Annotated in this window: 20 protein-coding genes, 1 tRNA gene and 2 pseudogenes; 11 read left to right on the top strand and 12 right to left on the bottom strand. The window is 62.4% G+C overall.

Going from position 1 to position 18,165, the window contains the following annotated elements; genetic code table 11:
- Positions 1-581: 581 nt before the first annotated feature.
- A complete protein-coding gene (locus ACZXDY_RS40635; RefSeq protein WP_464349358.1) occupies positions 582-905 on the top strand; it encodes a YnfA family protein in 324 nt (107 codons plus the stop codon).
- Positions 906-947: 42 nt separating this feature from the next.
- Here ACZXDY_RS40635 and ACZXDY_RS40630 read toward each other — a convergent pair whose 3' ends face one another.
- Positions 948-1,484, bottom strand: coding sequence for a disulfide bond formation protein B (locus tag ACZXDY_RS40630; RefSeq protein ID WP_464349357.1), 537 nt, complete (start codon positions 1,482-1,484; stop codon positions 948-950).
- A gap of 152 nt (positions 1,485-1,636) precedes the next feature.
- On the opposite strand from ACZXDY_RS40630, the gene ACZXDY_RS40625 reads away from it, so the two are divergent.
- From ACZXDY_RS40625 to ACZXDY_RS40615, 3 genes are all read left to right on the top strand, one after another.
- Positions 1,637-1,721 (top strand) — tRNA-Leu (locus ACZXDY_RS40625).
- A gap of 222 nt (positions 1,722-1,943) precedes the next feature.
- Positions 1,944-3,314, top strand: a complete 1,371-nt coding sequence (locus ACZXDY_RS40620) for a tyrosine-type recombinase/integrase (RefSeq protein ID WP_464349356.1) — start codon at positions 1,944-1,946, stop codon at positions 3,312-3,314.
- 132 nt (positions 3,315-3,446) lie between these two features.
- Positions 3,447-3,692: a hypothetical protein gene (locus ACZXDY_RS40615; RefSeq protein ID WP_464349355.1), complete on the top strand. Its 246-nt coding sequence runs from the start codon at positions 3,447-3,449 to the stop codon at positions 3,690-3,692.
- 14 nt (positions 3,693-3,706) lie between these two features.
- Here the strand turns inward: ACZXDY_RS40615 and ACZXDY_RS40610 are convergent, their stop codons facing one another.
- Positions 3,707-3,874, bottom strand: coding sequence for a hypothetical protein (locus ACZXDY_RS40610; RefSeq protein ID WP_464349354.1), 168 nt, complete (start codon positions 3,872-3,874; stop codon positions 3,707-3,709).
- A gap of 401 nt (positions 3,875-4,275) precedes the next feature.
- On the opposite strand from ACZXDY_RS40610, the gene ACZXDY_RS40605 reads away from it, so the two are divergent.
- A complete protein-coding gene (locus tag ACZXDY_RS40605; protein WP_464349360.1) occupies positions 4,276-4,473 on the top strand; it encodes a hypothetical protein in 198 nt (65 codons plus the stop codon).
- Between the two features lie 168 nt (positions 4,474-4,641).
- Here ACZXDY_RS40605 and ACZXDY_RS40600 read toward each other — a convergent pair whose 3' ends face one another.
- Positions 4,642-5,253: a cell envelope biogenesis protein TolA gene (locus tag ACZXDY_RS40600; RefSeq protein WP_464349353.1), complete on the bottom strand. Its 612-nt coding sequence runs from the start codon at positions 5,251-5,253 to the stop codon at positions 4,642-4,644.
- Positions 5,254-5,364: 111 nt separating this feature from the next.
- Here ACZXDY_RS40600 and ACZXDY_RS40595 point away from each other — a divergent pair, with 111 nt between their 5' ends.
- Positions 5,365-5,730 (top strand): response regulator, encoded by a 366-nt coding sequence (locus ACZXDY_RS40595; RefSeq protein ID WP_464349352.1) that lies wholly within the window; start codon positions 5,365-5,367, stop codon positions 5,728-5,730.
- Between the two features lie 34 nt (positions 5,731-5,764).
- Here the strand turns inward: ACZXDY_RS40595 and ACZXDY_RS40590 are convergent, their stop codons facing one another.
- The 3 genes and pseudogenes from ACZXDY_RS40590 to ACZXDY_RS40580 form a co-directional block, all read right to left on the bottom strand.
- The gene (locus ACZXDY_RS40590; RefSeq protein ID WP_464349351.1) at positions 5,765-6,061 is read right to left on the bottom strand and encodes a hypothetical protein; all 297 of its coding nucleotides are present in this window, start codon (positions 6,059-6,061) and stop codon (positions 5,765-5,767) included.
- Between the two features lie 120 nt (positions 6,062-6,181).
- Positions 6,182-6,592, bottom strand: a pseudogene (locus ACZXDY_RS40585) (low affinity iron permease family protein).
- A gap of 101 nt (positions 6,593-6,693) precedes the next feature.
- Positions 6,694-7,053 (bottom strand): PRC-barrel domain-containing protein, encoded by a 360-nt coding sequence (locus ACZXDY_RS40580; RefSeq protein ID WP_464349350.1) that lies wholly within the window; start codon positions 7,051-7,053, stop codon positions 6,694-6,696.
- 584 nt (positions 7,054-7,637) lie between these two features.
- Here ACZXDY_RS40580 and ACZXDY_RS40575 point away from each other — a divergent pair.
- On the top strand, positions 7,638-7,832 hold the full coding sequence (locus tag ACZXDY_RS40575) for a hypothetical protein (protein ID WP_464349349.1): 195 nt from the start codon (positions 7,638-7,640) through the stop codon (positions 7,830-7,832).
- A 542-nt stretch (positions 7,833-8,374) separates the two neighbouring features.
- Here ACZXDY_RS40575 and ACZXDY_RS40570 read toward each other — a convergent pair.
- Together ACZXDY_RS40570 and ACZXDY_RS40565 are read right to left on the bottom strand one after the other, a co-directional pair.
- Complete coding sequence (locus ACZXDY_RS40570; RefSeq protein WP_464349348.1) at positions 8,375-8,596, bottom strand: hypothetical protein; 222 nt, start codon at positions 8,594-8,596, stop codon at positions 8,375-8,377.
- Positions 8,597-8,679: 83 nt separating this feature from the next.
- Complete coding sequence (locus tag ACZXDY_RS40565; protein ID WP_464349347.1) at positions 8,680-8,877, bottom strand: hypothetical protein; 198 nt, start codon at positions 8,875-8,877, stop codon at positions 8,680-8,682.
- 168 nt (positions 8,878-9,045) lie between these two features.
- Here ACZXDY_RS40565 and ACZXDY_RS40560 point away from each other — a divergent pair, with 168 nt between their 5' ends.
- The 4 genes and pseudogenes from ACZXDY_RS40560 (at position 9,046) to ACZXDY_RS40545 (ending at position 14,355) form a co-directional block, all read left to right on the top strand.
- The gene (locus ACZXDY_RS40560) at positions 9,046-10,728 is read left to right on the top strand and encodes a helix-hairpin-helix domain-containing protein (protein WP_464349346.1); all 1,683 of its coding nucleotides are present in this window, start codon (positions 9,046-9,048) and stop codon (positions 10,726-10,728) included.
- A 342-nt stretch (positions 10,729-11,070) separates the two neighbouring features.
- Entirely contained in the window at positions 11,071-11,940 is an 870-nt protein-coding gene (locus tag ACZXDY_RS40555) for a glucose 1-dehydrogenase (protein WP_464349359.1), read from the top strand.
- A gap of 109 nt (positions 11,941-12,049) precedes the next feature.
- Positions 12,050-13,861, top strand: a pseudogene (gene ligD, locus ACZXDY_RS40550) (DNA ligase D).
- Complete coding sequence (locus tag ACZXDY_RS40545; protein WP_464349345.1) at positions 13,858-14,355, top strand: hypothetical protein; 498 nt, start codon at positions 13,858-13,860, stop codon at positions 14,353-14,355. Before ligD ends, ACZXDY_RS40545 begins: the two are co-directional and overlap by 4 nt.
- A gap of 275 nt (positions 14,356-14,630) precedes the next feature.
- On the opposite strand, the gene ACZXDY_RS40540 is transcribed toward ACZXDY_RS40545, so the two are convergent.
- The 4 genes from ACZXDY_RS40540 to ACZXDY_RS40525 all read right to left on the bottom strand — a co-directional run bounded on the left by ACZXDY_RS40540 (position 14,631) and on the right by ACZXDY_RS40525 (position 18,151).
- Positions 14,631-16,616, bottom strand: a complete 1,986-nt coding sequence (locus ACZXDY_RS40540; RefSeq protein WP_464349344.1) for a protein-L-isoaspartate(D-aspartate) O-methyltransferase — start codon at positions 16,614-16,616, stop codon at positions 14,631-14,633.
- Between the two features lie 23 nt (positions 16,617-16,639).
- Positions 16,640-16,894: a hypothetical protein gene (locus ACZXDY_RS40535; protein WP_464349343.1), complete on the bottom strand. Its 255-nt coding sequence runs from the start codon at positions 16,892-16,894 to the stop codon at positions 16,640-16,642.
- A gap of 722 nt (positions 16,895-17,616) precedes the next feature.
- Entirely contained in the window at positions 17,617-17,835 is a 219-nt protein-coding gene (locus ACZXDY_RS40530; RefSeq protein ID WP_464349342.1) for a hypothetical protein, read from the bottom strand.
- Positions 17,836-17,926: 91 nt separating this feature from the next.
- The gene (locus ACZXDY_RS40525; protein ID WP_464349341.1) at positions 17,927-18,151 is read right to left on the bottom strand and encodes a hypothetical protein; all 225 of its coding nucleotides are present in this window, start codon (positions 18,149-18,151) and stop codon (positions 17,927-17,929) included.
- Between the last annotated feature and the right edge of the window lie 14 nt (positions 18,152-18,165).

The following is an 18,165-nucleotide window of genomic DNA, read 5'->3' as shown; positions in this document are numbered from 1 at the left end:
TGACCGGGCTTTCTTGCCACCGTCACCCGCGGCAGCTCTTGCTGCTCGCGAGCTTAGCGCCAGCGTCGGGGCGCCAGAACCGCACGACTTCGCCGTCCGCGCATGGCCGCGTTCGTCGTTCGCAGCACCCGCGTCCACCGCATCTCACCGCAACGTTCGTGACGATCGCGAGCCGCCCCTCGTCCGCCGTGAGACGCACGGAGTTAAATCACTGATTTGCCCGACGGCGGAAGCGGAATGTTTTTTGCGCGAGGACTGGACGACCCAAATCACCTTGGAAACACTGGCGAATTCTTCTCCTCTGTCATTCCGGGACATCGCGCAGCGATGAACCCGGAATCCATTTCTCCACTCGCGCAAGCGGCCCAATGGATTCCGGGCCTGCGCCTTCGGCGCATCCCGGAATGACGAAGAGGAGTTGGCGGTCACCCTGGCGCTGTGGTGACGGCGACGGTGTTATTGACGATCGCCGTATTATGGCCGCTGCACGAGAAGCCCCTTATTCGAGCGCCGCGGGTTTGACGGCGACGATTTGACCCGCCGCCTTGAACAGCAGCGGGAGCCGTGAGAGATGATCCCTTATGAGAACTGCCGTCGTCTATGTTGGCGCCGCGATCGCTGAAATCGCCGGTTGCTTTGCGTTCTGGGGCTGGTTGCGTCTTGGCAAGCCTGTCTGGTGGCTGCTTCCGGGGCTGCTCTCGCTCATCGTGTTCGCGTACCTGTTGACGCTCGTTGAGACCGAGGCGGCGGGACGCGCCTACGCCACCTATGGCGGCATCTATATTGTCGCCTCGCTTGTGTGGCTCTGGGCAGTCGAGAACGCACGTCCCGATCGCTGGGATATTACAGGCGCGTCCATATGTCTGATCGGCGCAGCCGTCATTCTATGGGGACCACGTGGGTAGGTCATAAGGGTCGCCTTCTCACGCCGAAGGGCGGGCGATGTCTCAGGCCTTCGCCGTCCGCGCAAAACCCCAGGCGGCGATGGCGGCCATCAGCAGCGATATCAGGACGTTGTAGCCGGCGAGCGAGAGGCCGAGGAAGCGCCACTGCACCTCGTCGCAGCGGATGACCTTCACCGTATCCAGCCGCTGCAGCAGGGTGCCGGCGCTGCCGAGATTGCCGACCGGCCCGGTGCAATCGGTCGGCCCCTGCCAAAAGCTCCATTCGACGCCGGCGTGGTAGGCGCCGAGCCCGGCGTTGACGAGCGCGGCGAGCGCGAGGACCGCCAGCCCTGCGAGCAGCAGCGGCCGCGGCGCCCCCTTCACGGCGGCGAACGCCACCAGCGCTCCGAGCGGGACCGCGAGATAATAGGCATAACGCTGCTCGAGGCAGAGCGGACAGGGCAGGATCTCCAGCACGAGCTGGAAGAACCAGGCCCCCGCCAGCGTCGCCGCAGCGATAACAGCCACGGCCGCCGACGCCGTCAGCGCCGGATTGGCCGATCTATGTGTGGACAGCGGATTGGCGGTCGCGAGCGTCACGGCTAAAGCTCCTGCAATACCAACGTGGTATCCCCTGGGCCCACCGCTGTCGAGCCGCGTCCGGATCAAAACCGCGCGGGTTGACCCCACCACCCCGCCCGCTATATTCCGCCCGCTTCGCGACGCCAGCCTTCCGGGCTGATGGGGCGAATGCCCCTGTGGCGGAACTGGTAGACGCGCTCGACTCAAAATCGAGTTCCGCAAGGAGTGCTGGTTCGATTCCGGCCAGGGGCACCAATTAGGCTGTTCAAGCCCGTTCTTAAACGTCCGCAACCGTCCGCGCAGTGCTCGGAAGCCCTTGAAAAATAGGCACTTCCGCGTACATTCTGGTTCGTCACCGTTTGTTCTCCTCCGCTCCCAGCCGCCCGGTTTGCTGGTATTTTTGCTGGTATCGTGTCGGTATGAGGAGAACAAACGTTCACGGCGACTTTCGCTTTTCCGAATGAAGGAATTGAGCAGATGGCCGGCAAGGACGACGGCGCGTACGCCAATCCCAAGCAGATCAAGACCGACGTCGACTGCCGCGCCGCCCGACCGAAATTCGACAATGGCGCGTGGAGTCCCGCCAAGATTTCTGACGTGACCGGGGGCTGGCTCTATCTCTTCGTCACGCCGGACGTGAGCAGGCCCGGCAACGTTGCCTCCAAGCTCTGGCGGATGGACTACCGTTTCCACGGCCGCCAGAAAACCTACTCCATTGGCCCCTACGGCAACGGCAGGGATGGCACGTTCTCGCTCGCAGACGCGCGGCGCGAGCGCGACAAAGCCAAAGACCTGCTCAAGGAAGGCAAAGACCCGAGCATCGAGAAGCAACTCGACAAGCACAGGCTCGCAGCCGCCCGGTCTTTCGGGCAATGGGCCGACGAGTGGCTTGCGAAGAAGAAAATCGAGAAAGTCAAACGCGGCAGGATCGTCGCGGTGCGCGACCCCAAGACCGTCGAGGTGCTCGAGCTGCGCGTCGGCTACGTCAAAGCTCGCTTCGGCAAGTTGTCTAGGCTGGACATCAAGCGTCCGGACGTCCTGGCTTTTATCCGTTCATACGAAGCCGAAGGAAAGCTGGAAACCCGGGACCGAGTGCGCAGCATCGGTGAGCAAATCTGCGACTATGCGGACGTCGAAGGCGACGGCTACAATCCATTCCGGAACCTGAAGGGGCAGATGATTGCCAATATTTCCACGCCGCGTCCCGGCGTCACCGAACCACGTGACGTGACGCGCGTCTTCAAGCTCATCAGCGCACCGTGGACGAGAGCGAGGTTTGGTGACGTTGTTGGCCTCGCCTTGCGCTTCGATGCGCTAACCATTCCCCGCCCCGGCATGATCAACGAAATGGAGTGGAGCGAGGTCGATTGGGATGCCGAACGCTGGACTATTCCAGCCGCCAAGATGAAGACCGGTTGGGACCATGTCGTGCCTTTGTCGCGGCAGGCGCTCGCAATCCTGCGCAGCGTTCAGAAGCTGACCGGCCATCGCCGGTACGCGTTTTCCTGCTCGAAGGACGCGCCGCTATCAAACAACACGCTCAACAAGCGCCTGCGGCTGCTTGGCATTGACACCAAGACTGATCATTGTGCCCACGGCTTCCGGACCACGTTCTCGACTCTGTCTCACCACGAAGAGATCAAGGACGCCAAGGCATGGGATGGCGATGTCGTCGAGCTGCAGCTCGCGCATCTCGATAACTCGACCGTGGAAGGTCTCTACAAGAAGCACGGGCCGCTCGCGCTGATCGGCTCGCGCACGAAGCTGATGCAGCATTGGGCTGATCGGATCGACCACTGGCTCGATCCCAAGAAGGTGATGCCGATAAAGGGAGGCGCGCAGGCTTGAGTCACCTATCATCGGGCCTGGTTAAATGTTGCCCAATTCCTTGAGAACCAGCTCGGGGAGGCGCGCGCCAAGGTGTCGCCGGGCTACGCGCGCGGACGGCTTGCGCCGGCGCGCGACCGTAGGGAGTGAGCGATGGACGTCACCTATTACGTGGCGCTGCCGTTCGTGATGACGGACGACGGCGTCGCGCCGGGCGAGGCGGTGGAGTGCATGAGCGCGAACGCGGCGATCATGCGCGCGGAGACGCTCTCACGAAAGCCCGGCTGTGCCGGCGCGCTCGCGTTCAGCCGCACCGGGGATTCGGCCACCGGCGAGTTCGGCGACGCCACACTGATCCGGAAGTTCGGCGACTTGCCGGACGATCTTAGCGCGCTTTGACCGGCGACTTCGGTTCACTCGTCGCTCGGACCGGCCGCATCTCTCGGATCGAGCAGGTTCAGCGCGGTCTCGATCTGGGCGAGCAACGCCTGGATTTCCTCGCGCTCGTTCGGCCCAGGATCACTCTCGAGCCGCTCCAGTAGTACCTGCTTCCGCGCGAGCAGCTTTGCGACGGTCGACATCGCGCCTCCCAATCTTTGGCATCTACAAACGAATTGGTGCGCCGACGGCGAATTTGCCAGTGCCGGCTCTGCGAGCCCAGGACTAGCCCGGGCCCACAACTATTTCGCGGGCGGCCGCAGCGGGCCTTCCACCCACTTTCGGGCGGCGGGATCGTGCAGCGGATCGTCATCGCAATCGGGGCAGACGTAGCGCTCCCCGCCTCTGGCGGTCTCGTCGCGCACAAGCTTCATCGGCCGCCCACAGTGCGGGCACGGCTTCCGGATAGGGTGCAGCAGCAACATTGGACTCCCCCGCCGGGGATCAGCCTAGTGCCATTTGCCGGGCGGCCACAAGCGATGTCTTGACGCGAGCCTTGGTGACCGTCGAAGATAGGCATTCGGTGATGTTGTGGGGTGGCGTCATGGAAGAGTTCTACAGCGGCTTCGCGCAGCAAGCGCGCGACCTGGCGGAGAAGGCAGATCCGTTCACACGCAGAAGGCTGCTCGACTTGGCCAAAAGGTACGACGCCAAGAGCAAACCCGCCGGCAGCTCCCGGCCGCTGCCACCACCACGGACCACCCCGCCCTCGACGCTCTTCTCAGGTCCCGGCGAAGCATGAGGAGGCGCGGGCTTGCAGAGGTCAAGTGCGACGCCTGCGGTGGGAGCGGGCATCAGCCGGCACACGAGACCGAGCCGGGCCGCAGGATCTTTCCGGGTCGTTGCACGAAGTGCGGCGGCAAGGGATCGATTTCCAAGGCGGAGTGAACTTCTCCCGCAGCCCCAACCGTTAGTCGCGTGCGCGGCGCAGAGCCGACTCCAGGTTTTCCCTCTGCTTCTCCCAGCGGCTCTCTTCGGCCTCGGCGCGCTTATCCAATGCCGCGCGCTCGGCTTCGATGGCGCTCTTCTTCTTCTCGTGCTGCCGCCGGGCTTCGTCCATCGCCGCCTCTGCCTTGGCGACCGCCCTCTCCCGCTTCTCACGCCCGTTGGCCCGGGCCGCGTTTTCCCGGCGGCGCTGAGCTTCTCGCCGCCTCTGCTCCTTCTCGAACTCCTGTGCCGCCTTGCGGGCTTCCTTGTCGCTGATTTTGGGAGACGCTCGCTTCTTCGGCTTAGCCCGCCTTCGCTCGCGGCCGTCGGCGCCTTCGCCGCGGCCGAGGTCGGCCGGCAACTCGGAGTGCTCGGCGAAGCGGCCGTTCGATCCAGCAGGACGCTTGAGCACGACGCCGGGCTTCGCCATCGTCGCGGCGACCACGTCGGCGTCCTCCGTCTCTTTCGCGACACCCTGATGGAACAGATTGCTCCCAGCGCCCCAGGCCTCGAGCGCCGCCTTCATTGATGGCGCGGCGATCGCAAGATCGTAGAAACCAAGCGAGGTTTGATAGGTCTTGAGTCTTCTTGGCATGAGACCGCTTGAATCCTCCAGTCACGCTCGCCCGGCGCGCTCCGTGTCAGGAACGACAACGCGATTGTGCCGTTCGACATGCGTCGCGAATGTATCCCAAGCGAGCCGCCAGTGAGCGTACTTCTCGTCGAGGACGATCCCCTGATCCGTGAATTCGTCGTCGAAGCGCTGCGCGATGCAGGCTATCACGTGATTCACGCAAGCACCGGCGAGGAGGCGCTGGACTGGTGCAAGCGCCACGTCGCGGACGTGCTGGTCACCGACGTCAGGCTCCCCGGAAAGCTCGACGGCTGGCAGATCGCGGAGCACTGCCGCGAAAGCCATCCGGAACTGCCGGTCATCTACGCCACGGGCTACTCGCCCACTACACCACATCCGGTGCCGGGCAGCCGCATCGTGAAGAAGCCCTTCCATCCGGACGAGATCGTCCGGACGGTGCAGGAACTGAGCGGGGGAAAAGGGATGCTGCCGAGCTAGAAAGATCTCTGGGCGTCAAACCCGAGCTACCGCGTCACTTACGATCAGGCTCCTTGGCCGGCGGACCGCTCTTGTTTCCAGGCAGACCTTTGATGTTGGACGTGTCCTGCTGCTGGACCGTCGGATTCTGCTGGTTTGAGTTCGGGCTGGCGCCGACGGTCTCCCCCGGCTTGGCGGCTGGACCATTCTTGTTTCCCGGCTGGCCGGCTATGCCAGCACCCGAGTTCTGCGCGCTCGGAGCGCCGGAGACGTCCGGCTTTGTGGTCTGGGCAAGCGCCACGGGGGCGGAAAGCGCTAGAGCAAAGACCAGCGCGCTCGCAATGGACTTCATGATCAATTCTCCTGTGAAGGCATCCGAAAGCCGGGTTGCGGCTACTTCACCTCGAACGTCGCGTTGCCTCGAGCGTTCCTCCCAAATGCTAGTGAGGCCGCTCTTCTTTCGCTGGACAATCTAGCCCTCAGCCTCGTCTCGAGATCTGCGCGCACGGCCGCCTCTTCTCGCGGCCGCGACCGCCTTGGCTCGCTCCTCGCAGCGAGTGCGCAACTCTTCCAATTCGTCGGCCGAGAGGTGCTCGATGCCGACGAACGAATTCTGGACGCTGCCGGTTCGGATGAGACCTGGATCGCAGCGCTGTCCCGGTTCTGTGAATTCTGTATCAGGAAGACCATCAGAAAAGTCACGATGGTCGTGCCCGTGTTGATGACGAGCTGGCACGTATCGGAGTACCGAAACAGAGGGCCCGTCACCGCCCAAATCACGATCACCCACGAACGTCGATGCACGGCCGGCCGCCTGCGAGGCCTTGTTGGCGATGGACGCGAACAACCGGCGCGGGCGTTGCTCGCTTTGTTGATGGCGCATGTAGTTCTCCTTCGACCGTGATCAGACGCGCCCCTGACGGAGACGCTCAACAGGACGAGCGGAGAGCTTGCGCCAGCCCACGGAGGCCGCCGGCGCGCTTACTAGGCGACCGGCACTCCATAGTAATCGTCGACCGAGCGTCTCGTTCGGGCGTCCCAGCTCCAACTGCTCTCGTCGCCATATTTGGGAGCGCCTGTGAGCTGATCCTGGGTGACGCCGGTGACGTATCCGCCGAGGTCCGTGTCGTATTTCAGCGTCTGCCACGGCAGCGGATAGTGATCATCGCCAATGCCGAGCAGACCGCCGAAGCTGAGCACAGCGTAGGACACCTTTCCGCTGACCTTGTCGATCATGACGCGCTCGATGTACCCGATCTTCTGCCCGTCGGACCCGTACACGTTCGTGCCTTCCACCTTGTCACTTCCGATGAGACTGGACGTCTCGCGATCTTCCATGGCCATGTTGGCCTCCTGCATGTTGTCTTTCGCAATCAACCTGTCGAGAAAGGCTCCGTTCCTGGCCGAGCGATGCTGTTCGCGCCGACGTCTGGGATCAGCCGCACCCAATGACCGGACGGCCGCGCCTGCCACCACCGAGCGGGGGGAACGATCATCGTCCCACCCTATTGAACTGGAGGGACCGCCGCCCGCCGTTGAACTACGGCGCCTGTCGCGGATAGCCAAAGGTCTCATGACCCGCTATTCCAGAACTAGCGCTCGCGAGGATAGCCAAAGGCGGCGGCCTCCTCGCAGCGCAGACCGCCTTTCCTTGATGCCCTGCCCGCCTCAGTGCCGCGCGGCTCAAGGAATCCAGGTCTGAATCAGGTCTTTGACGCGGCTCGAGAGGTGGCCAGCGACGCCACCCCGGCAAGCATTAGCTGCACCGCAGCAGCAATTGCACTGGCGATCGTGGTCTCCATCAGCCGGAAAGGCTCGAACTACTTACCTGCCTTGTTCGTTATCTGAGATCACCGGCCGGACGACTACGGGCGCCGGTTACTGAGAGACAACGTCGTTCTCCCGCCTGACCAGCATAGGAGAGAGCGGTGCATCGAAAGCGCTCTAGTCCCCACACGTTCAACCAGCGACTGTCGGCTGAAAAAGCCCGCCTCGAAGAACAACTGAACAATGCCACCCAGGAAGAACAACGCGAACTGATGCAGCGAAAGCTGCGCGAGCTCGAAATAGTTTTTCAGATGGACAGGTGGATGGCATCGGGCGAACTGCAGCCTCCGCGCTAGGCTCCCGCGCAACGGATGCGCTCGGAGCGACACAGCGGGAGCCGATCAGGCCTGTCGGTACTTTTTGTTTTTGAGCCGGGTTACAGAATTTCTTGGCATCCCAATTTTCCCCGACCGGAACAAGGCATTTGGTCCTAGCGAGCAATCCGAGGTCCGAGCAAAAGTCCAATGTTGAACAAAGGCGACCTGGGGTAGTTGTCTTGGCATCATCGGCCGAGGCTCTGCCCGTAGGCGTCGGTGACTGAGAGACCGAGCGCGCTCCCGCCTGCACCGGAAGGGAGTTGCCGATGTCAGATTCATCGGAAATCGCTGAGCATATCGAACGGCGGAGCTACGCGGCCGAGATTATCGCGCGTTCTCGCGAGCTACTTGCTTGTTCCAGAGCGCTGCTCGAGGACAAGCCGCCGACGGCTTTCCTTGGCGAAAGCCATCCCCTAGTGAGCCCGGACCCAATTGCCCTCCCCGACGAGCGGAGAGGACCGCAGCGGCGCCAGGCGTGAGGAAATGCGGCGTCGTGCCCGACGTCCAACGGGTCTGTAAGATCACTTCTGGCCCGACGGCGCTTGGGCATTCGAATTGTTCGGATTCTTCTTGTTGGCCTCGTGATGCCCAATCACGCATCCAGCCGCAGCGCCAAGTTTGCCATGTCCGGCCATATGGCCAGCCACGCCCCCGACGATTGCGCCCTTGATGCAGCCCTTCGCTTCCGCCGGCGAGATCGAGGCGAGCACGACAAGGCACGCGGCGGTCAGGATCGGTTTCATGGTCGTCCTCCACTCTCCAGTTCTCGGTGATAAAGTCCCGGCAAGAAGACACGTTCCGAACGACCGATCCTGGACCGAGCTGCTCAGGCAGCGTTCAGATCGACGTGCGCGGAGACCGGCGAGGCGGCGGCACGGCGAAGCCACCCGGTTTCCTCGTTGCCGCACCTGGAGCATCTGAAGGTGATCTCGGGCTGCGCAAGCATATCCTTGTGCGAGCCCACAGCCATCGGCCAGGCACCGCATTTCGGGCAGTTCACCAGCAGATCATTCGTTTCGAGCATCGCGAAGGCTCCTGAACTTGCGCCCCATGGCCCGCCAACGAACCGGCGACGCAGCCGTTCCCCGCACTGCGCGCAGGACTTGGCGTGCGCGATGAAGCGGCCCTCGGCATCCCGGAACCCTGTGTCATAGCGAGCCGTTGAAATCGCACTACACCCTTCGGAGGCACGGTGCCCAAAGCTGGCACGCAAGAGATCGCAAGGCTGCTGCGCGAGTACGCGCAGCGGAGCGCCCTGCGCGGCGGCAACCCGTACCGCGCGAAAGCGTATTCCCGGGCAGCCGACAACCTGGCTGCGCTCGCCGTCCCTATCGAGCGGCTCATCGAAGAGGACAGGCTGACCGAGATACCTGGAGTTGGCGAAGCGATCGCCGACATCATCACCAAACTACACTGCACCGGCACGCATCCAAGTCTTGAGAAGCTCCGGCAGGAACTCCCTGCCGGTGTCCTGGAGCTCTTGAGCGTGCCCGGTCTTCGGCCCGAAAAGGTGCTGCGTCTCTACAGGGACCTGGGCATCACCTCGCTTGCCGAGTTGGAGCAGGCCGCGAAGGAGGACCGGATCAGGAAAGCCAAGGGGCTCGGGGCGGCATTGCAGACCAAGATTCTGCAGAACCTCGCCATCGCCAAGAGCGGCCAAGGTCGGCTGCACCTGCATCGCGCCGCCGCACTGCTCGAACATGCGCAGGAGTCCCTCAGCAAATCCCGTCCCGAGCTCAAGAGGCTTACCATTGCCGGCGACTTCAGGCGTGGCTGCGAGCTGGTCGGAGATCTCGCCATCGTTGCGGAGGCACCGAGCGGCGGCATCGAGCCGGAGGTCGTCGATGCCACGCGGCTGCAGGTCCGCCTCGCCGACCGCAAGCACTTTGGCGCTGCCCTGCTGCACGCCACAGGTTCGCCGGCTCACCTGGAGCAGCTTCGCCTCCTTGCGGAAAAGAAGGGAATGCGCCTCGAAGAGGACGGGCTGCACAAGGGACGCAGCGTGGTAGCTGGCACCGAGGAAGACATTTACCGGACACTCGGGCTTCCCTTCATCGAGCCCGAACTGCGCGAGGGACACGGCGAGATCGAGCGTGCTTTGAAAGGAGAGCTGCCGAAGCTCGTAACCGATCGGGATCTGCGCGGCATCCTGCACTGCCACACGGACGCCTCCGACGGGACCGAGACCCTCGAGGCGATGGCGAAAGCCTCCCTGAAGCGAGGCTACGAATACTTTGGCGTCGCCGATCACTCGAAGTCAGCGCACTACGCCGGAGGCCTCTCAGTGGAGCAGATCAAGGATCAGCATCGGGAGGCTGACCTGCTCAACAGGAAGTTCGGCAAGGATTTCCGAATCCTGAAGGGCATCGAGTCCGATATCCTGGCCGACGGGTCGCTGGACTATCCGGACGATGTGCTCGAGAATTTTGATTTCGTCGTCGCCAGCATCCATGGGCGGTTCAAGCTGGACAGAAAGGCGCAGACCGAACGCCTGCTGCGCGCCATCGGCAATCCCTATACCACCGTCATAGGCCATATGACCGGCCGCCAGCTTCAGCGCCGGCCAGGGTACGAAATCGACGTCGAAAAGGTGCTGCGCGCTTGCGCCAAGCACGATGTCGCCGTCGAGGTCAACGCCCATCCGTGGCGTCTCGACCTGGACTGGCGATGGCACCAGGCGGCGCTCGAATTCGGCTGCATGATGAGCATCAACCCGGACGCCCACTCGATCCGCGAGCTCGACCACATGCACTGGGGCGTCCAGATGGCGCGCAAAGGCGGCGTGCCCGCAGACCGAGTCCTGAACGCGATGACGCTGGCAGAGATAACCCGTCACCTGAAGCGGAAACGGCGAACCTTGTCCCGGGCGGCGTAACACAACAGCCTGCTCACCCAGCCCATCGACTTTAACGAAACGATAGCCGTGCTCCGCGGTTGACACAGAAAGCTTTGTGAGGAGGACAGACCATGAAGCGAGATCAATCTTCCAACGCGCAAGACCGCAAGACCGGATACTCAGGGATCGCGTCCAACCTGCAGCCGGGCGGCACGAAGCCGTTGGACAAGGCTGGCGTGACGTTGGGAAGCGAAGGGACTGGAGGCGGGAGCACGGAAGGACGTGCGACGGGAAGCGCGAAGGCGGATGACCAGACACGGCAGCCATCCAGCCGCCGCCGGTAGCAGGCGCTAGGAAATCGCGCCCAACGAGGAGGTGAGCATGGCAGACATCCCGGATCCGGCCGCACCGGCTCCTCCCGGTGAACGCATTCGACCGGCGCCCCGCTTTCCCATCGTGCTCGAAGGGCAGCCAGCGCTCGTCACCGGCGCAAACTCAGGGATCGGCCGTGCAGTTGCGCTCGGTCTCGCGGCCTCAGGTGCCGACGTCGTGGTCAATTACATCGTCGATCCCGAGACCGCAGAAGATGTCGCTCATCGCATCGAATCGCTTGGTCGCAAAGCGATGGCTATCAAGGCGGGCGTCAGCAGTGAGGACGATGTCCGGTCGATGTTCGCCAAAGCCATCGATAACTTCGGAACGCTGCACATCGCGGTGAGCAACGCGGGCTTGCAGCGCGATGCGCCGTTCCACGAAATGACACTCGAGCAGTGGGACAAGGTGATCGGTGTCAATCTCACAGGTCAATTTCTCTGCGCCAGGGAAGCCATACGTGAATTCAGGAGGCGAGGTGTCGTGAAGGATATCTCGGTCGCGGCTGGCAAGCTCGTCTGCATGAGTTCAGTCCACCAGGAGATACCTTGGGCGGGACATGCCAACTATGCTGCCTCGAAAGGCGGCGTCATGCAGATGATGAGAAGCGTAGCCCAGGAGGTGGCTCCGCTCGCCATTCGTGTCAACGGGATTGCACCGGGCGCCATTCGCACGCCCATCAACCGGCCGGCCTGGGAGACCAAAGAGGCCTACGAAAGCCTGATGACCTCGGTGCCCTATAAGCGCATAGGAGAGCCAGACGACATCGCCCAGGCGGTCGCGTGGCTGGTGTCGGATGCTGCCGATTACATCACAGGCGCAACGCTGTTCATCGACGGCGGCATGATGCTCTTCCCCGGTTTTGCGACCGGAGGCTAGCCCGCCAAGATGTGGCTCCGGCCCGCGAGCAGCCATCCCGCGGCGCCTTTCTGCCGAAACGACCACAGAGCTTCCAGGGAACGAATCAGCCCGGCGGCGTTGAGTCCGCATGTGTGCGGTGGCATTGCATCAGTCTCGTTCGGGAGTATCGCGGGTCGCCGGCGCCCGCAAAACCGCTATTCCAGGTTACATCGAGCCGTGCGATCCCACGCTGCGCGAGAATCCGCCCCGCGCTGAGGACTGGGTCTACGAAATCAAGGCCGACGGATATCGCGCTCAACTCTCCATGCTGGCGACGTCACAGTCTATTCGCGCACGGGGATCGACTGGACCGAGCAGTTTTCGTCGATTGCAGCCGCGGCTCATAAGCTGAAGGCGAAGAGCGCGGTCATCGACGGCGAAGCCGTCGTGTACGGCAGCGGCGGGCTGCCCGATTTCCAGCAGCTCCGATGCGAGCTCGGCCGCAAGCGCAGCGATCGTGTGCGCTACCACGCGTTCGATCTCCTGTACCTCGACGGCTACGATCTACGTGACGCAGCGTATGAGGATCGCAAGCGTCTATTGCAGGAGCTCCTGAGGGACGCTCCGCAGACCTTCATCTACGTCGAGGCTCTCGAGGCAGATGGCCACGAAATCTTCGCGAAGGGCTGCAAACTCGGACTGGAAGGCCTCATCGCGAAACGTCTTGGCCGCCCGTACCGCTCAGGCCGGCAGGAGACCTGGATCAAGCTGAAGTGCAAGAAGAGCGAGACCTTTCCGATCGTCGCCTTCGTCGAAAAACTGGGCGCTCATCCGCGCAAGATCGCCTCGCTCTACGTGGGCCGCCGGGAGAACGGCAGGCTCGTCTACGCCGGCAAGGTCCGGACCGGGTACACGGAGACGAGCGCGCGCGAACTGCGCGAGCGGCTGGATCCGCTAATCCGACGGACATCGCCGCTCGATGTCCGGATCAAGAAGCCGAAGGCGACTTGGGTTGAACCGACGGTGGATATCGAGGTGGAGTATGGCGCGCTGACAGACGACGGCCTGCTCCGCGAAGCAGTCTTCAAAGGGCTTCGGGATGATCTGGCGCTGCGGAAGGTGAAAGCCCCCCGGCTGGTGCCCTCCTCGGCGGCGCGGCCAACGCTTGGCGTGCCCAGGGAAAACATCCTCCAGCTTCTTCCCGACGCGCGCGTACCCTCCAAGGAAGAGCTCGCAGATTACTGGAAGCGGGTTTGGAAGAAGGCGCTGCCGCATCTCGGCCACCGTCCGCTCAAGCTGGTGCGGCACGTCCACGGCACCACCTTCTACCACAAGGGGCCGCTTCCGAAGGACATTCCGGAGGCCGTGCATCAGCTTCGCATCCAGAAGCGCGAAGGCGGCGAGGGCACCCGTCTCTGGGTCGACAGCCTGGATGGCTTTCTCGGTTTGGTGGAGCTCGGAGCCGTCGAGCTGCACCCGTGGAATTCAACTGTAGAGGACTTCGAGCACGCAGATCGCATCGTCATCGACCTCGATCCCGGGCGTCGAATGGAAGGCAGTGGCTGAAGCTGCGCTTGAGCTACGCACGCTCATGAAACGCGAAGGGCTCGACACCTGCCCCAAGCTGACCGGTGGCAAAGGAGTTCATCTGATGGCGCCGCTTGAGGAGCCGATGCTGCACGATCAGGCGCATCGGGTCGCGCGAGGGCTTTGCTCCGAGTTCGCGGCACGCGATCCCCGCCGCTACATCCTTTCGGCGCAGGCAAAGCGCAGCAACCGGATCTTCCTCGATTATCTCCGCAACGGACGCGGCACCACCGCGATCGGCACCTATTCGCCGCGGGCGCGCGAAGGATTTCCGATTGCAGCACCCGTAACCTGGACGCGCATCGAGAAAGGGATCAGGCCCGACGCGTTCACGATCGACAGCCCGTTCCGGGCGAAGAGGAGATCCACATGACGGACGCGTTCGACCGCTGGATGGAATGGGCCAAAAAGCCGCCCGGTGAAAGACGGGGCCTGCCCTCTGACATCTATGCCAGCCTGATGTCTTTACCCAAGGAAGACCGCGCCGACCGACAGAAGGTCAACGCCGCGGTTGCGCATCACGCCGAACTGCGTCGGAACGAAAGGACCGCATGGCTCTACCTCAATGACTACGACCGAGGAATGCAGCGGAAGGTCGGCGACCCGAAATGGGTGAAGGTGTTCGCATCCGATGACGCCGCCAACAGATGGTTCGACCAGCACGATCCCGAGGGTGTTGCGTGGGAGTACGAGATCGAAGGCGGCCGGCGGCAAACGTCCGTTTGGATCTACCTCCCCGATGAGAGCTCCAGGGCAATTGGCAACTCCTCCTGGGCCAAGCTGTTCGCGTCAAAGCAGGCTGCAGAGAAATGGCTTGAGAAGAACGCTCCCAGCGGCAAAGTCTGGGAATATCCGACCGAGAAGTAGCGCGTGAATACGTTGGTCGATAGTTCTATCTGGTTCACCACCCCTTTCGCCGCGCGACCGGAACAATGAGCTCGCCCAATACCACTCTGCTCATCCTCGATGAATGGACCGTCACAGACCATGTACTGCTCGACAGTTGGCAACTGCTCAGATCGGGGGCCGCGGGTCTGGTGCCGAGCCCGGCAAAACAGCGATCTTGAATCCGCTTCGCAGGTCACGGCCGCGCCGTGGACGGAAAAACCACATTGCCCCTACACTCCTGAGGTCGATGATGTTTACAGACCAAAAGGATATGTATCAGGAACGCCGGCTTTTGAATGCCCCGCCTCCAACTGGGTTACCGCATGCGTTTCGTCGAACCACACAAGAGCATCGAATTGCTGCGGCAGAGACGCTTCCGCATAGTGGCTTTGCAGCTCCGTCTCAGGCCGGTAGATGACACCGATGAAGCGCTCAAGACGCGGCTCGAGCAAGCGGCGTCGTAGCGCTTCGTCCCGGTCGAACGCAATCAAAGACGGTGACACGCCCGCGTCGTGAAAGGCGCGCTCATAGCTGTCTGCGCGCGATGGACGAACGGACATCACCTGCATGTCGCCGTCCCAATCCGAGGCGGCCGCCACGGTACCACTATGCGTCCCAAAGCCGATCAATCGGGCCGCTTGCCCGAACTGCTGGCGGCAGAGCTGGCCGATGTTCAACTCGGCCCGCACTGCCCCCATTTCGGTGAATCGAGCATCGCCAATATGCGAGTTGTGCGCCCAAACCACAGCCTTGGCGTCGAAACCTTGGGCATCGATGATGTGATTGAGGGTTTCGAACATATGGGTGTCACGCAGATTCCAGGATTCAGCGCCGCCGTAATACATGATGCGGTAGTACCGCTCTGCAGAAGCGATCAGGCGAGCGTTCTGGGCAACGTTCAAGTAGCTGTCCGGATCGTTTGTCGCGTAGTCGAGTTGCCGCTCAAGGATATCGCGGCACTGCCGAACCACTTCGCTCTCGCATTTGCGATAGCTGTCGGTGAGCACGGCTTTGCCATAAGTCGCCGGGTCGCGTTGCCAGGGTGTGAGACAACCGTAGCGCTCGCGAGCCACAGCTGCCGCGTTCGGATCGACCTTGTCCAGATATGACAATACCGCGGCAATCGACCCGCGCATGTTATAGATATCGAGCCCGAAGAAGCCCGCACGTTCTTCCGCTGCACGAGACTCATTGTGCCGGCGCATCCAATCCACGAAATCGGCGACCGCGGTGTTTCGCCACATCCAAGTGGGAAAGCGTTGGAATGGCTTCTCCCTACCGTCGCGCTGACGGTGCCTCACGTAAGCGTCTATTGCCGCAGCATCCGGCCAGTCGGCCTCGACTGCAATGATCGAGAACCCATGTTCCTCGATGAGGCGGCGTGTAATCGCAGCCCGCGCCCGGTAGAACTCCGCAGTACCATGACTTGCTTCGCCGAGGAGGACAACGCGAGCCTGGCCGAACCGATCGAACATTTTCCCAAAAGCGGAATCGTCCAGGGCCGGCAACGGTTCGGCGGCCATTCGAATCATCTCGCTGATCGATCGGGATCGGGTGCTGCCCGGAATGTGGTTGCTGGCCGACCGTGTCCCGTCTTCCGCCCACCCCTGCTCGCCGATCAAGGGTACGAAGCGCACGGCTCCAAAACTCTCCTCGTCGAATTCATTTGCCGAGCGGCGCGTCACGCGGAGCAACGTCTGTTCGGCTTCATCACCGATCGGGATAATGAGCCGGCCTCCGGTCGCAAGCTGTCGCTTGAGAGTCTCGGGAACGAATGGTCCGCCGGCAGCAACCAGAATGGCATCGAAGGGTCCCTCCTCCGGCAAGCCTTGCGTGCCATCTCCAACATGCACGGTGACGTTCTTGTACCCCAGTACAGCAAGGCGCTTCCTGGCCGTCTCGGCGAGATCGGTGTGCCGCTCGATTGTGTGCACAGCCCGCACGAGCAGCGACGCAACGGCCGCGGCATAGCCAGACCCCGTCCCGACTTCGAGGACAGTGTCCGTGGCTCTCAATTCGGCAGCCTCGGTCATCAAGGCAACAATGTAGGGCTGTGAGATGGTCTGACCGTTGGCAATCGGCAATGCGCAGTCCTCGTAGGCGAACTCCTCGGCCCCGCTTTGGACGAACTGCTCACGGGGCACCTTCCGCATTGCGTCGAGGACGCGCGCATCGCGAATCCTTCGGGCCGCGAGCTGAACCTCGACCATTCGGTTACGCGGACTATCAGGATCGGACATGGACCACCTTAAGCCAGATCATCCTATCTGACTGCGCGGGATCGCTCTCTTGCGGCATAGGCCCGCGGGGCGGCCGATCTCTCTAAATTCAAACTGGCGGCGGGGGCTGGCGCACCTCCGTTCAGCACGTCGAGATCGGGATGAAAGAATGCGAATGCGCCCGGCTCTTGGATAGCGGCCTGCGCGAACACCGGTGTAGCCGCATGTGCGGACAGCACGACGGCCGCTACGACAGCCTTCAGGTAAGTCGTGTGATTGCGAACGAGATGATGAGACATGATGCACTCCTTTGGTTGCGTTGAGCAACCATTTCGGAATGCACGTAAGGACTTTAGACGAGACCCGGAATGGCGGTTGATCTCGTTTATATGCTCGATCGTCTCGAACTTGAGGTTTCCACATGACCGCGCCCGATCCGCGGATGGCGGCCGTTTCCCGATCTGCGCATTGCTCGAAGCCTATGCGACGGGCCCATCGCGCGTCCGGGCGCGTTAGCGTTCTATCATCCCAATCTGGACGTTCTGAATGGGGGGCGCGCCAACGCCTGCTGTCAAGGCTTCTCCCGAGTGGCCCGCGTTGAAGGGCGCGTGTGCGTCGGCCGGCGGCGGCCTCTCTTACTGCGGTTGGGACCGCCAAAGATTTCCGCTTCGCCGTCAGAAGCTGACATCTCCGCGTTTAAGGACGAGCGCCATAAACCTTCGTATCGGTCCCGTGACCCCTTCAGATGCCCGACGTTGCCCTACGTTCAATTGAGCCGTTGATCGCGATCGTCTTAGCTATTGGTTATGCGGTAGCGAGACCCCCCGTCCCCCCGACCCGCTATCGCTGCCCTCCTTGGGCGTTTCCTCCCTGGACTTGGGCCGCCTGTGGCAACGCAGGCGGCCTTTCTTTTTGTGTGCACCCCCATCAGTTTCTCGGGTCCTTTGGGGAGCGTGAGAACTGCGGCGTACGCGCGAGGGCCCGGTATGAAGATATTTTCAATTCACCATATCGCGGTAAATTATATCCTCTCCACTGCCCGCATCGGGAGATAATCGAGTGTCCGTCGTCCCGACCACATCACGCCCACATATTTGACGCTGCACCGGATGACGATGCCACGCCGTTCGAGCCAATCCGTTCTGACCTTCCTGCCGCGCACGAGGGCTTTGGCGAAGCGATGTACCAGCTTGACCTCGTCGCCGCGCTTGAATGGACCGTTATCGTTGACCTGTCTCATTCCTTGCCGTCTCGATCAGTTCGCGGACTGCATCGCAGTCCTCAAATTACAGTGGCGAACTTTGCTATCCAAGATGATCGCGATCGGTGGCTCAATTGAACGCAGGGAAGCGCCGGGCACCTGAAGCGGGCACGGGACCGATACGAAGGTTTGTGGCGTTGCGCGTGGCGCATGTGAACCTGCAAGCGCCGATTTTCGCCGCATGGATGGCGAATTTCGTCGATCGATTGCCGGATCTCGTTGCCGACAAAACCGTGATGCCGCGCTTGGACGCTTCGTAAAGCGGGTCCAGCTCTTCGGAGGTCATGAAGGTCATTGGAGTGGCCGCGC

It is taken from the genome of Bradyrhizobium sp. LeoB3 (assembly GCF_055456055.1).
This window is presented reverse-complemented; position numbering and strand designations above follow the sequence as displayed.

Excerpts from the sequence above, each read along its gene's own strand:
- ACZXDY_RS40545 (WP_464349345.1), top strand. The coding sequence starts at position 13,858 with ATGACGGACGCGTTCGACCGCTGGATGGAATGGGCCAAAAAGCCGCCC.
- ACZXDY_RS40555 (WP_464349359.1), top strand. The coding sequence starts at position 11,071 with ATGGCAGACATCCCGGATCCGGCCGCACCGGCTCCTCCCGGTGAACGC.
- ACZXDY_RS40565 (WP_464349347.1), bottom strand. The coding sequence starts at position 8,877 with ATGCTCGAAACGAATGATCTGCTGGTGAACTGCCCGAAATGCGGTGCC.
- ACZXDY_RS40570 (WP_464349348.1), bottom strand. The coding sequence starts at position 8,596 with ATGAAACCGATCCTGACCGCCGCGTGCCTTGTCGTGCTCGCCTCGATC.
- ACZXDY_RS40620 (WP_464349356.1), top strand. The coding sequence starts at position 1,944 with ATGGCCGGCAAGGACGACGGCGCGTACGCCAATCCCAAGCAGATCAAG.
- ACZXDY_RS40530 (WP_464349342.1), bottom strand. The coding sequence starts at position 17,835 with ATGAGACAGGTCAACGATAACGGTCCATTCAAGCGCGGCGACGAGGTC.
- ACZXDY_RS40540 (WP_464349344.1), bottom strand. The coding sequence starts at position 16,616 with ATGTCCGATCCTGATAGTCCGCGTAACCGAATGGTCGAGGTTCAGCTC.
- ACZXDY_RS40590 (WP_464349351.1), bottom strand. The coding sequence starts at position 6,061 with ATGAAGTCCATTGCGAGCGCGCTGGTCTTTGCTCTAGCGCTTTCCGCC.
- ACZXDY_RS40580 (WP_464349350.1), bottom strand. The coding sequence starts at position 7,053 with ATGGCCATGGAAGATCGCGAGACGTCCAGTCTCATCGGAAGTGACAAG.
- ACZXDY_RS40600 (WP_464349353.1), bottom strand. The coding sequence starts at position 5,253 with ATGCCAAGAAGACTCAAGACCTATCAAACCTCGCTTGGTTTCTACGAT.
- ACZXDY_RS40535 (WP_464349343.1), bottom strand. The coding sequence starts at position 16,894 with ATGTCTCATCATCTCGTTCGCAATCACACGACTTACCTGAAGGCTGTC.
- ACZXDY_RS40525 (WP_464349341.1), bottom strand. The coding sequence starts at position 18,151 with ATGACCTTCATGACCTCCGAAGAGCTGGACCCGCTTTACGAAGCGTCC.
- ACZXDY_RS40615 (WP_464349355.1), top strand. The coding sequence starts at position 3,447 with ATGGACGTCACCTATTACGTGGCGCTGCCGTTCGTGATGACGGACGAC.
- ACZXDY_RS40635 (WP_464349358.1), top strand. The coding sequence starts at position 582 with ATGAGAACTGCCGTCGTCTATGTTGGCGCCGCGATCGCTGAAATCGCC.
- ACZXDY_RS40610 (WP_464349354.1), bottom strand. The coding sequence starts at position 3,874 with ATGTCGACCGTCGCAAAGCTGCTCGCGCGGAAGCAGGTACTACTGGAG.
- ACZXDY_RS40605 (WP_464349360.1), top strand. The coding sequence starts at position 4,276 with ATGGAAGAGTTCTACAGCGGCTTCGCGCAGCAAGCGCGCGACCTGGCG.